The sequence below is a fragment of the Microcystis sp. M_QC_C_20170808_M9Col genome, assembly GCF_007095495.1.
Lineage (GTDB): Bacteria > Cyanobacteriota > Cyanobacteriia > Cyanobacteriales > Microcystaceae > Microcystis > Microcystis aeruginosa.
The window spans coordinates 1-12,409 of the sequence record NZ_SFBZ01000121.1 but is presented as its reverse complement, the minus strand read 5'-3'; the positions used below and the strand labels follow the sequence as shown (position 1 = coordinate 12,409).

13 protein-coding genes and 1 pseudogene are annotated in these 12,409 nt (G+C 43.7%); 7 read left to right on the top strand and 7 right to left on the bottom strand.

Annotated features, from left to right (window positions below; translation table 11 throughout):
- Positions 1 to 452, bottom strand: a 452-nt coding sequence (locus EWV68_RS07460) for a photosynthetic reaction center family protein (RefSeq protein ID WP_502705781.1), incomplete at its 3' end; no start/stop codon positions are given.
- A 185-nt stretch (positions 453 to 637) separates the two neighbouring features.
- On the opposite strand from EWV68_RS07460, the gene cynS reads away from it, so the two are divergent.
- Positions 638 to 1,075 carry a cyanase gene (gene cynS, locus EWV68_RS07455; protein WP_012264521.1) on the top strand — a complete coding sequence of 146 codons (438 nt, stop codon included), beginning with the start codon at positions 638 to 640 and terminating at the stop codon, positions 1,073 to 1,075.
- Between the two features lie 503 nt (positions 1,076 to 1,578).
- Here the strand turns inward: cynS and EWV68_RS07450 are convergent.
- Positions 1,579 to 3,390 (bottom strand): sodium:solute symporter family protein, encoded by a 1,812-nt coding sequence (locus tag EWV68_RS07450; RefSeq protein ID WP_287169361.1) that lies wholly within the window; start codon positions 3,388 to 3,390, stop codon positions 1,579 to 1,581.
- Between the two features lie 43 nt (positions 3,391 to 3,433).
- Positions 3,434 to 3,802 (bottom strand): hypothetical protein, encoded by a 369-nt coding sequence (locus tag EWV68_RS07445; RefSeq protein WP_004163447.1) that lies wholly within the window; start codon positions 3,800 to 3,802, stop codon positions 3,434 to 3,436.
- Positions 3,803 to 4,149: 347 nt separating this feature from the next.
- Between EWV68_RS07445 and EWV68_RS07440 the strand changes: the two genes are divergently transcribed.
- Positions 4,150 to 4,323 (top strand): hypothetical protein, encoded by a 174-nt coding sequence (locus tag EWV68_RS07440; protein ID WP_002791720.1) that lies wholly within the window; start codon positions 4,150 to 4,152, stop codon positions 4,321 to 4,323.
- Between the two features lie 11 nt (positions 4,324 to 4,334).
- Here the strand turns inward: EWV68_RS07440 and EWV68_RS07435 are convergent, their stop codons facing one another.
- Both EWV68_RS07435 and EWV68_RS07430 read right to left on the bottom strand, forming a co-directional pair.
- Positions 4,335 to 4,937: a chromophore lyase CpcT/CpeT gene (locus EWV68_RS07435; protein ID WP_287169360.1), complete on the bottom strand. Its 603-nt coding sequence runs from the start codon at positions 4,935 to 4,937 to the stop codon at positions 4,335 to 4,337.
- A 77-nt stretch (positions 4,938 to 5,014) separates the two neighbouring features.
- Positions 5,015 to 6,040 (bottom strand): annotated as a pseudogene (locus EWV68_RS07430) (cyanophycinase).
- A gap of 220 nt (positions 6,041 to 6,260) precedes the next feature.
- On the opposite strand from EWV68_RS07430, the gene EWV68_RS07425 reads away from it, so the two are divergent.
- The gene (locus EWV68_RS07425; RefSeq protein ID WP_287169359.1) at positions 6,261 to 7,409 is read left to right on the top strand and encodes a substrate-binding domain-containing protein; all 1,149 of its coding nucleotides are present in this window, start codon (positions 6,261 to 6,263) and stop codon (positions 7,407 to 7,409) included.
- Positions 7,410 to 7,507: 98 nt separating this feature from the next.
- On the opposite strand, the gene EWV68_RS07420 is transcribed toward EWV68_RS07425, so the two are convergent.
- Positions 7,508 to 8,737, bottom strand: coding sequence for a site-2 protease family protein (locus EWV68_RS07420; RefSeq protein WP_287169358.1), 1,230 nt, complete (start codon positions 8,735 to 8,737; stop codon positions 7,508 to 7,510).
- A gap of 63 nt (positions 8,738 to 8,800) precedes the next feature.
- Between EWV68_RS07420 and ruvA the strand changes: the two genes are divergently transcribed.
- From ruvA to EWV68_RS07400, 4 genes are all read left to right on the top strand, one after another.
- Complete coding sequence (ruvA, locus tag EWV68_RS07415) at positions 8,801 to 9,430, top strand: Holliday junction branch migration protein RuvA (RefSeq protein ID WP_061430361.1); 630 nt, start codon at positions 8,801 to 8,803, stop codon at positions 9,428 to 9,430.
- Positions 9,431 to 9,775: 345 nt separating this feature from the next.
- On the top strand, positions 9,776 to 10,261 hold the full coding sequence (gene apcA / locus EWV68_RS07410; protein WP_002739012.1) for an allophycocyanin subunit alpha: 486 nt from the start codon (positions 9,776 to 9,778) through the stop codon (positions 10,259 to 10,261).
- Positions 10,262 to 10,340: 79 nt separating this feature from the next.
- Complete coding sequence (apcB, locus tag EWV68_RS07405) at positions 10,341 to 10,826, top strand: allophycocyanin subunit beta (protein WP_002738786.1); 486 nt, start codon at positions 10,341 to 10,343, stop codon at positions 10,824 to 10,826.
- A gap of 575 nt (positions 10,827 to 11,401) precedes the next feature.
- Complete coding sequence (locus EWV68_RS07400; protein WP_002739162.1) at positions 11,402 to 11,605, top strand: phycobilisome linker polypeptide; 204 nt, start codon at positions 11,402 to 11,404, stop codon at positions 11,603 to 11,605.
- Positions 11,606 to 11,657: 52 nt separating this feature from the next.
- Here EWV68_RS07400 and msrB read toward each other — a convergent pair whose 3' ends face one another.
- Positions 11,658 to 12,074: a peptide-methionine (R)-S-oxide reductase MsrB gene (gene msrB / locus EWV68_RS07395; RefSeq protein ID WP_004163453.1), complete on the bottom strand. Its 417-nt coding sequence runs from the start codon at positions 12,072 to 12,074 to the stop codon at positions 11,658 to 11,660.
- Between the last annotated feature and the right edge of the window lie 335 nt (positions 12,075 to 12,409).

Genomic DNA, 12,409 nt, shown 5'->3' with positions numbered 1-12,409 from the left:
ACAGGTGCCGAGTAAGCTACACAAATCCAAGGACGCATTCCTAAACGGAAAGACAGTTCCCACTGACGACCGAGGTAGCAGAAGACACCTAGTAAGAAGTGGAAAATGACTAACTGGTAAGGACCACCGTTGTATAACCACTCATCTAAGGAAGCTGCTTCCCAGATGGGGTAAAAGTGGAGTCCAATCGCGTTGGAGGAGGGAACAACTGCACCGGAGATGATGTTGTTTCCGTAGAGTAGAGAACCGGCTACAGGCTCGCGAATACCGTCGATATCTACAGGAGGAGCGGCGATAAAGGCGATGATGAAGCAGGTGGTGGCGGTGAGCAGGGTGGGGATCATGATGACACCGAACCAACCGATATAGAGACGGTTGTTGGTGCTGGTGATCCACTGGCAGAACTGCTCCCACAGGGAAGCGCTCTCGCGCTGTTGTAGAGTGGTGGTCATGGTTGGATAATTTCTGTATGTATTAAGTTGTCAAGGTTCGTTGTTTGACATGAGTTAATACTATCGGCTTTTTATAGTTATGTAAAGGGGTTTTAAGGAATATTTTTTTATCAATGTTATAACTTTTACTTATATAATTGATGTTCAGGTAAACTAGAAGCAGACAAATTCTGCAAAAATAAGCGATGATACCCGAAATTACTGCAAAACTATTGGAAGCGAAGAAGGAAAAAGGCCTGAGTTTCGCTGACCTAGAAGCGATTCTAGGACGAGATGAGGTGTGGATTGCCGCTGTTTTTTACCGGCAAGCGAGCGCCTCCCTAGAAGAAGCAACGAAAATTGTGGCAGCTTTGGGACTGGGAACCGAAATCGTCGCATCCTTAACCGAGTATCCTGTCAAGGGATTGGGTCCGGTTGTCCCCACCGACCCCCTGATTTATCGTTTCTACGAGATCATGCAGGTGTATGGAATGCCACTAAAATCGGTGATTCATGAAAAATTCGGCGATGGTATTATGAGTGCGATCGATTTTACCCTCGACGTGGATAAGGAGGAAGACCCTAAAGGCGATCGCGTTAAAATTACTATGTCGGGTAAGTTTTTACCCTATAAGAAGTGGTGAGTCCGGCCAAAGTCAACGGTAAGGAATTTCTATTCCTTGCCGCTCTTGCTATTTTTCTTAACAAAACTTAACAATTGACGGCAAAATTTTGCTTGCTTTTTTTGGCAGATTTTGGGAAAATATTTTTAAAAGAGTTTACTAATAATGTAAATATAACCGCTTAACTATAAACACAAAATTACCATTATAATAGAATCATGAACCAAGCCGCCGCAAAAGTCAAGGGATATCTCCTAATTCAGTAATCAGTAATCAGTAAAAAGACAGTAGGAAACTGGCTCTTCTCGTTTCTGTGTGGGAGTAAGAAGAATAGGGATAATTTTCCAGAAATATAGTCTTCAAAGCCTTGCCTAGCAAGACTCCTACGAATGATAAGCACTGATTATCACACCAAGTCGAGAAGAGCCGGAAACTGGCATTTGATGAGGCTCACTTAATCCATACTGCACACTTAAAACTCAAATCTGATAACTGATAACTGATAACTGATAACTGATAACTGCCTAACCTAAATCTCGGTCTTTAGTGACAGTAATTTCCTTAGATAAGTGTCGATACCAAGTAAAATAGAGACCGATAGAAAGCAAAAGAAAAACCAAAGCCAAAATCTTCAAACTTTGCCACTGCTTAATGATTAAAACAATCCCCATCATAAAGAGGACTAATTGCCAAGGAACGGTGAGAAAAGCGGCGATGATATCCCGTTGATTTTCCGCTTTAATTTTTGCCTGTAGGTTAGGTTTAACACTTTGACGGACTTCTCCCCAAAAGCCAAAAGGTCGAGTAACATTATAGAAATTTTCCATAACTAAAATATCGGTGGGAGGAGTTAACAAAGTAGCGATAATACAGCCAGCTAAAGCGAACAAACTCGGCACAAGAAAGAGAATATATTCCTGATATTGACTGTGACGAAAGAAAGGTAAAATTATCACTTGTGAGGCAATAGCCGCAATCATTCCCGCTAAAGTTCCCACGGCAAAACCATAACCATTAAAGCGCCACCAATACCAACGTAATAGGAGAGGAACTGCTAATCCCACCCCTAATCCCGTGGTTAACCAACCCCAAATATCATTGACATTTTGGATATTAAAACTCAAAACTAAGCCAATTACGACCACAAAAACCGAGGCCAGACGACCTTGAAAAACTAACTCCTGTTCTCCCGCATTTGGTTTCAAAAAAGCTTGATAGATATCTTTGACCCAATAGGCAGCACTAGCGTTAATAACTGCGTTAAAAGTGGACATAGCCGCCGCTAAAAAAGCAGCAATTAATAACCCTTTCATCCCCACGGGAACGTATTGAGTAATAACCGTGGCCAGAATTCTTTCCGGATCTGTAATCGTGCCTTTAGTTAAACCGTAGTGAATACCTAAAACCGCAAAAGCTGTGACTAGGGGCCAACGGAAAGAAAGCAGAATAATCCAGAATAAAGATAATAAACCGGCATCTCGATCGCTTTTGGCGGCTAGGTATCGTTGTAACATATAACCACCGCTGCCGCTGCAACCTTCGATGATGGTTTTAACTAAATAAAAGAAAATCACCCCACCAAACAAATTAAAGATAGCATAATCTCCGGGTAAATCCAAAGTCAGGGAGGGAAAAATACTAGCCCAGTCGCTTAAATTCCAAGTTTTTGGCTCCGCTGCCCCCGGAATTGCTACCGTGAAACTATCGGGAAGATTAACAGTAAAAAAGGCGACTGCCGATACATAAATTACCGCCACAAAAATCAGAAACCCTTGAAATAAATCGGTAATTACCCCACCATAAAAACCACTGGCGACTGTATAAATTAACGTTAAAAGAATTAATATCACCGAAGCAAGACGATCATCCATACCCAGAAACTGCCCTAAAAATTTCCCCCCCGCAACGGAGAAATAACTCATCGCACCGATAGAGAATAAGAGAGTGGCGACGGCGCTAATAATTCGGGCAAAATTCCCCTGTTTTCCAGTTCCAAAGCGAAATTGCATCCATTCCGCCATGGTCATAACTTGGGCTCGGCGATTCCATTTGCCCATAAAAGCCATGAGAAAGGCCATAATTAGGACAACACCGCCCCGGATTTCGATAAATAATCCTTTAGGACCGACCGCGTAAATTAGGGCAGAAATGACCATAGTTCCCGCTAAATCGGTGTTAGCCGCCATTCCCGACACCCCTAACATCCACCACGGCAAATTGCGATTACCTAAAAAGTAGGATTCTAGACCTTGAGAAGCTTTTTTCTCGGCTATAATCCCGATTATTAGGGTTGCTGCCAGATAAAGCAGGATAATTACATAATCAATTAACTGCATAGTTGAGATCAATTTAACTTTCGATCGTTATAGCATCAATTGACTACGATTTCTGGCTAACGGTTTCTTTTTCTAAGATTTGCACCCGTTGCTCTAGCTTTTTTAAATCTTCCTTTAGTTCAATTACTAAAGTGGCTAAACGCTGGAACAGTGGGTCACTTTCCCCGACTACTTCCCCATTTACTATACCCGTTCCCGATCGCCGTTGGGGAATCGGAGCGGCATTTTCCCCGCGGATGGATATTCCTCGAATCTGACTTTCAAGGCGCTCGACTCGATTGCGGAGACTAATTAACTCCGATCTTACCGCCGTATCCGATTGTGCTTTGCTGGCATTAACAAAACTCAGTATTAGCAAAAGGGAGATAATCAGAGTTAAAAAGCCATAAAAAGAGATTTTAGCTAATTTCATCGATTTTACCTCCTATCTATCTTACCCAACTTAATAGACCTCCTGCAAAAGTAAGTTATCGAGCCGCCATCGGGTCAAAATACCCAAAAAACCAGATAAATTTGACATAATCTTAGGTTTTATGAATGGGATAGTTGTCTATTGTCTTTTTTCTCCTCCTGGCGACCGTCTCCTATCTCAGAGTCTCCTCATCTAACGGAAGATTTTTGATTTTTGCAGCAGATCTAATGTTAAGAAACGTGGCTAAATCTAAAGCTTAATTGCAATTCCGCCCCCGGGTGATTAGTTGCTCAAAAGAGGATGATAAGGTAAAAAACACGATTTTGTCGAAATTTGGCCTTATCTCTATGTATAAAAACTCGGATAAAGATTTTCTCGGAGCGGCAATCACAGCCGGTTTAGGTGCGGGAATCGTCACTTCTTTTGCTGTCAATCAAGGACAAGACATCGGTACAGCTTTAGGAATTACCGCTTTAGCGGCTCTTTGCGGTGTCATCTGCCGTCATTTTGACCTAATGTGATGCAATCTTCCTCACACATCCAATTCTGCCGAAAAATCCTGTTTTTTCTCGTATTGATAGGGGCCGAGCAGAGCGCCCCAAATTCCCTTACCAGTGCCGGGATCTAGACCTTTATCGTAGGTTTTTAGGCTATCACTCGTCACCTCGAAACCTAAAGCCACCTGATAGGTTGTACCCTCATAGGTGAATTGACAGTGCTGTTCCGGTTGCGGTTGGGCGATAAACTGGTATTGATTATCAGCGAGAGTATTGACTTTGACCGATAAAGTGCAGGTAGGCAGAAAAGTTAGGTCTTCTAAGCTAATTTTTCGCAAAATATCGGGATTTTTGCCCGCACCTTGCACGGATTTCAGGTCATTAAACATATAGTGCCTAACCTCTAACCCTCCCGATTCCGAGCGCGTTAATCGCCACAGTCGCGGTCGGTAGGGTTGGTCTAAATTGATCATACTGGCCTGTTCGGCAAAAAGTGCGATGCTGTCTTCCCGAAATAAAGGCAGCGGACGCAACCATAAACGCAGGTGAACGTACCACACCGGTTCTGCTTGCGCTTGCCGTTGATTTTCAAATTCACCCGCGAGATACCGACCAAAAGTGATTAATTCAGGGGTCATAGGTCAAAAAATTCTCCTTATTGCCTCAAAATTAATCATAACACCCATAGAAATCACTTTTTTGACAAAAATGACCTTCAGGCTACCAGAACCCGCTTAAACCAGGCTATTCCCCCTTTAGTGTACCAATATTCCCAGCGACCGCCAGCAGCACTAGACCAATCCTTGAGGTCAAATTCACCTCTGCCGGAGGGAGTTCCCGCGATGCGGTAGACTTTCACCGCTTGACCGTTATTATTCCAGATTAAAGGCCGATCCGGCTCCATCTGTTCGGGTAGAGTCCCGTTAGTTTGTAGAAAATAGGCATCTTGTCCCTTATCGGTGCCGTTGCCGTAGACTTTGGCGATACCATGGTCATCGATCGCCAGAAAAGCACCTTCTTCTAAACCGATAGCGTAGGCAGGTAGTTGATTGTGATTATCGTGTACATTGCGGGCTAAAAAACCAAAAAGGCGACCATATCTTGTTTCGGGATGATCTTGATTGAGTCGATCCAAATGGGTATCTGTCACCACTTTTTTGAGAAAAGGAACCCGAATAAAATCACTCCGATAGAAGTCTTTAGTGTTGAAGTGAAAGGGATTATTTAATATTTCCGAACTCAGTACCCCTTCGTGAGTGGGCGCATAGTAAAAATCCCCCAGAATAGCCATTCCTGCGCTGGTTCCCGCCACGGGGACTTTTTTGTCATTGATCAGATAATTGATCGCTGTTTCCACCTTTGTGCTTTCCCACAAATCCTCGTACTGATTTTGATCACCACCGGCAAAAAAAAGAATATCGGCATTACGAATATATTCGATAACATCAGGATGATTCGCCCCTTCACGACTATCAATTGATAGTTCCGCCGCCGAGCCGATCAGGGAGGGATAATTGTCGCAAATCCAATCGGCTTGACTGCCAAGATCGCCAAAGCGCAGCACTAAGTAATTACCGCCTTTAGCTCGATTTAATAACCATGTGGTCGCTTGATCTTCTCCTAATTTACCTCCTTCCGCTCCCCCGATTAATAAAATACCCTATCGATGTTTTACCGACTGAAAATTGGCTTGTCCACAACGACAAGAATAACGAAAATCTCGATTATGATTGTTGGACATGGTCTTATACCCTCGCCCCTTAGCTTACTGCTTCTATCCTAGCTTTAACTAGGACAAAATCAGAGTTTTCTACCATAAAAGTTAACAACAAAGCCGATCTATAGCTGAAATCGGTAGCGGCAAAACTCCCTAGTTTACATTCTGTTAAAAATCGTCCTATAATAATCCAAGGCTAGAAACTGGCAATTATTACTGTTGAAGTTGAAAATCGGCGGGCGATATGTTAAACAGACGTTCTTTTTTGCAAGGATTAGGTACAATCGCCTTAGCGGGAGGTTTAAGTGGCTGCGCTTCTGGAAGCGGCGAGCCGAGCATTTTTATCCTATCTGGTTCGATTCCGCCGCGATTACTAACAGATTTTCAGAAAACTATTGCTGAAAAAAAAGTCAATTTTCAGTCGGAAAGGCAGCTGAAAGAGCTATTAGAATTGTTGGAAAAATGGTTAAAAAATCAGGGGCAACCAGCCTCACAATTTTCGATTTCTATTCCTTTTAGGGAACAAAAACCAGCGATCGGTAATTTAGTCACCCTAGGGGATGCTTGGCTAGGAAAAGCGATTACCAACGGCTTAATTCAACCCCTAGATACTTCTCAACTCTCTAATTGGTCAAAACTGCCCCCCCGTTGGCAAGAAAACATGACTCGCAATGCCCAAGGACAACCGCAAACAGAGGGTAAAGTCTGGGGTGCGCCCTACCGTTGGGGAATGACAGTAATTGCCTATAATGAGGAAAAATTCGCTCAATTTGACTGGCGACCACAGGATTGGTCCGATCTATGGCGACCGGAATTAACCGGTAAAATTGCCCTAATTGATAATCGTCGCGAAGTCATCGGTTTAACCCTAAAAAAATTGGGTTATTCTTATAATTCCAGTGATTTAAAGCAAGTTACGGCACTAAAAGACCAGCTATTCGCTTTACAAAAACAGGTAAAATTTTATAGTTCTCAATATTATTTACAACCCCTGATACTCGGTGATGTCTGGCTATCTGTGGGTTGGTCTAATGATATTTTACCAGTGAGTGATCGCTATAATAAAATTAAAGTTGTTGTCCCCAAATCCGGTACTTCTCTCTGGTCGGATGTGTGGGTAAAACCAGTTTTAACTACTCCTAATTCTCTTGTCCAGCAATGGATTGATTTTTGTTGGCAACCAGAATCCGCCACTAAAATTTCTTTATTTACCTCCGGATTATCACCCCTAATTCTCACTCAAAATCCCGACCAAATTCCCCCAGATATTAGAAATAATCCTTTACTTGTTAATCCAGAAGCGATCAAAAAAAGCGATTTTTTAAACCCTTTATCGCCAGCAACCGAGCAAGAATACGAGCAATTATGGCAAGCAATGCGACAGTTAGTATAGTCAGGAGATACTAGACAAAATTCTGCGAGAATATTGAGGTGAAAATTACATTTACCTAACTGATAACTGATAACTGCTCACTGATAACTGATAACTGATTAAGCGGCTTGACTTTGGGTTTCTTGGGCGAGAAAAGTAAGGATAGAAGCTTTCTCAATTAACCCCAAAACCCTGCCGTTTTCTTCTACCACTGTCACTTGAGATAAATTTTCTCCTTCCAAAATTTTCACCACATCTAGGAGGGAAGTATTAGACAAAACCAGTTTGAGACTTTCGCTAGTTTGTAATAACTGGCCGATATTTACCTGGGTCCATTGGGAAGTGGGAATCGTTTTCATATCCTCTACATTAATCACTCCTAATAGTTTACCTTCGCTATCGGTAACTAGGAATTTAGACCATTGTTGTTTACCGATAACATAATTATTAGCAAACTCGCGCAGGGTTAAATTAATCGGCACTACAGGACTATTAGGAGAGATAACATCTTTAGCGGTGTAGCGACTTAGGAAATCTTGAACCTTAGCTGATTGAGCGGAAAAGCCGGCATTTTGTAGGAGGAAAATGCCAATTAATAGCGTCCAAAAACTGCCAAATTTACTGATTCCGAGAATTGATAGCGCACCGATGACAATCGCTAACCAACCAAAAAATTGACCGAAACGACTAGCGAATAAAACCCCTTTATTGGGATTGCCCGTTACTTGCCAAACGACGGCTTTAAGGATATTACCACCATCTAGAGGTAAACCGGGGATCAGGTTAAATAACCCTAGGGCGAGGTTGATATAGGCCAGGAGAGAAAGAATCGCCGCCAGGGGCGCATTTAAGCTAATATTGGAACCAATAATTAGGAAGATACCGAAGAGCAGTAAACTAACTAAAGGGCCGGCAATTGCTACTAGAAAAGCTTCTAGAGGAGTTTTCGATTCTCTGCCGAGAGTTGCCAAACCACCGAATAAAAAGAGGGTAATTGATTTAACTTCAATACCTTGGGCGATGGCAACAAAACTATGACCTAATTCGTGGGCAACCACGGAGGCAAATAGGAGAATAGCGGCAAAAAATCCTAAGAGCCAGGGCATGATTCCCGTTAACTGGGGAAACTGACTTAATTCTCCCCCATAGGTTAAGGTAATTAACCCCAGAACAAAGAACCAAGAAGGATTAATATAAAAGGGAATTCCAAAGAGATTCCCGACTCTAATGTTGCCATTCATTTTGTATCTTCTCCAATTATTGGGGACTAACGCCAAGAAGATTAGGTTATCAATTACGCCATTCACTTCTGTTAACAATTGTAACAAAAATGAAAATCTCCCCGGCATTCCTTCAGGGAGTAAAAACCGTCATCCCTGTGGTTCGGTTATTTTCGTAGGAGAATTAAATCAATGATTAATTATTTACGGGGACAAGCGATCGAGGTGATCAAAACCCCTAATAACCGACTGATCTTGATTTTAGACGTAAACCAGATCGGTTACGAAATCCAAATTCCCTCGCGATTAGCCCTAGACATCGGCAACGATAACAATGATAGTTGTCAGATTTTTACTCACCTACTCCTTCGCGAGGAGCAGCCTTTATTGTACGGTTTCGGCGCCGCCCCAGAGCGAGATCTGTTTCGTCAACTGCTTTCCGTCAATGGAGTTGGAGCGCAATTAGCCCTAGCTTTAATCGATACCTTGGGGATTGAGGAACTTGTGGTGGCGATAGTGACAGGAAATACCAAAATTTTGAGCAAAACCCCCGGAGTCGGCTTAAAAACAGCAGAGAGAATCGCTTTAGAGTTAAAAACTAAATTGGCAGCATGGCGACAACTAAGAGAAGCGACGACGACAACCACGGCAATACTACCGGCAGCGGCAATCCTTGAAGATGTGCAGATGACCCTTTTAGCTTTAGGATACAGCCGGGAGGAGATCGATCGAGCTATCGCAGTCCTCAGTCAAGATGCTTTATTCAGTAAAAATACTCAGCCAGAAGACTGGATTAAAGGGGCCATTAATTGGCTAGGCTAAATCAGTCGTCAGGAGTCAGGAGGCGGTCGGCAGGAGACAGGAGGCGGTCGGCAGGAGGCGGTCGGCAGTTTCATTTATTCTCCCCACACCCCACACCCCACACCCCACACCCCACTTCCCCACACCCCACTCCGGCGCTCCCTTCTTCGGGCAAATGTTAAAAAGTATTACGAAAATAGTGAGAAGGTGAACCAGATGCCGCAAAATAGTTGCGTTAGGTCGCTCTAGCTAGGGAAGTCTTGAGACGCTGAGGCGGAAACGAGATAACTTGAGCGTAGTGACCACAACTGCTATAAAATGTCAGATTAAGTTTATTAATCTCACTTAGTTGGGAGGAATCCATCAATGAGTATCGTCACGAAATCGATCGTGAATGCTGATGCTGAAGCTCGTTACCTCAGCCCCGGCGAACTAGACAGAATTAAAGCCTTCGTTGGCAGTGGTGCCGCTCGTTTACGCATCGCCGAAACCCTGACCGGCGCTCGCGAAACCATCGTCAAACAAGCTGGCGATCGCTTATTTCAAAAACGTCCTGACATCGTTTCCCCCGGTGGCAACGCTTACGGCGAAGAAATGACCGCTACCTGTCTGCGTGACATGGACTACTACCTACGTTTAATCACCTACGGAGTAGTCGCTGGTGATGTCACCCCGATTGAAGAAATCGGTTTGGTCGGTGTGCGTGAAATGTACAAATCTTTAGGAACCGACATCGGTGCCGTAGCTCAAAGCGTTCGCGAAATGAAAGAAGTTGCTACCGGTCTTATGTCTTCTGACGATGCTTCTGAAGCTTCTTCCTACTTCGATTACGTGATCGGCTCTATGTCGTAGAATAATTCCTTTGTGAATTGTTCTAGACACACCCCTCGTAAACCTCTTAAGATTAAGCAAAACCCAAGGAAGAACCACCATGCAAGACGCAATTACTTCTGTTATCAACTCTGCTGACGTTCAAGGCAAATACCTTGACGCTTCTGCTCTCGGCAAACTGAAAGGCTACTTCGCCACCGGTGAACTGCGCGTGCGCGCCGCTAGTGTCATTAGCGCCAACGCTGCTGGTATCGTTAAGGAAGCTGTGGCTAAGTCCCTGTTATACTCTGACGTAACCCGTCCCGGTGGTAATATGTACACCACCCGTCGTTACGCCGCTTGTATCCGTGACCTCGACTACTATCTCCGTTATGCTACCTACGCTATGTTAGCTGGAGATCCTTCTATCCTCGACGAGCGCGTTCTCAACGGCCTGAAAGAAACCTACAACTCTTTAGGTGTACCCATCTCCTCCACCGTTCAAGCTATCCAAGCGATGAAAGAAGTCACCGCTAGTTTAGTCGGTGCTGATGCGGGTAAAGAAATGGGGATTTACTTCGACTACATTAGCTCTGGCTTAAGCTAGAAATAACGAACTCGGACAAAATAGGGTTCGGGAAGCCGAGGATGAGTGCTAGGTCTTTAAAGGCTGAATCTGGCCAAGATAGGTTTTGACGAGCTAGTATTGATCCTTGACTCCCGACCTTTGTTATCGAAAATTTGGGTTGAAAACCCCGCCCCTTTTAGGGCGGCTTTGTGTTAAAATATTACTCGTCTAAAAAACCCGCCCTATCATAGATACGACCGAATAAATATATTAGGTTGAAATTCCTGCAACGGGTTGACGATGAGTAAGGGGAAGCTGACGGCCGCTGGGAACTCCATGCTAGAGGCAAAACATACCCTGTGTCGGTATGTATAAACCAAAATTAAATCAGTCGCCGAAGGGCATTCGGAGACTTTAAATGGACGGGTCGAAAGTGTCAGACTTAAGCAATTAAGCGTTTTTCGGTGAAGCGTCAACCCCATTGACGCGACCACCCTAAAAAGGTGGCGTGGTGAGGAATCACCGTCCGTTTACGGCGGTGAGGATGTCAATTTAGGAAAAAGCCTTCGTTAGTTTGAGCGACAAGTTTTTCAGCGATTAGGAGAAATCAATCCATGCGGATGTTCAAAATCACCGCTTGTGTTCCTAGCCAAAGCCGCATTCGGACACAACGGGAATTACAAAATACCTATTTTACCAAACTCGTTCCCTACGATAATTGGTTTCGTGAGCAACAACGCATCATGAAAATGGGCGGCAAAATTGTCAAAGTGCAGCTAGCTACCGGCAAACCGGGGACTAATACAGGTTTACTGTAATTGGCTGCCACTGGAACTTAAAAAAAGAGGTCTTTCCAGACCTCTTTTTGCTTTAGGGATTTTTTTCAAACTGCAAAGCGGCAGAGTTGAGACAATAGCGTTTTCCCGTCGGGGGTGGACCATCATTAAAAACGTGACCAAGATGAGCATCACAGGCGGCACAAACAATCTCTGTCCGCACCATGAAAAAACTAACATCTCGTTCGTACTTAATATTAGCCTCGTTAGCAGCGGTCCAGAAACTCGGCCAACCAGTACCCGAATCATACTTGCTGTCAGAAGTAAATAACTCCGTACCACAGCAGACACATTTGTAAATACCTTTTTCTTTATTATCGTGATATTTACCCGTAAAAGCCCGTTCTGTTCCCTTTTTGCGAGTAACTTGGAACTGTTCGGGAGTTAGCTGGGCCTGCCATTCCGCCTCAGTTTTACGAACTTTTTCTACCATAGTCATGACAACCGCCATTATGATTAAATTTCCCTTTTTAGTCTAACCTGAGTTCGAGATCTAGGGTTTTTTCATAAATATGAAGTATGACCTGATTTAGCATCGGCTTCTGACGACGGACTCCCCAAAAGGAAAACTTGGTCAGAAAACCCTATAAACTTAGCATAACCTCAGCTTATCAATGGTATAAGTAACAATATCGTCAAACCCCTTTACAAACCGATACAAAGTCTTTAAGATAGAGACATCATCAATCGTACCTCGATAACTTAATAGGAATCATAAACCAATGACCACCACTCTACAACAGCGCGAGAGCGCTTCCCTGTGGGAGCAGTTCTGTCAGTGGATCA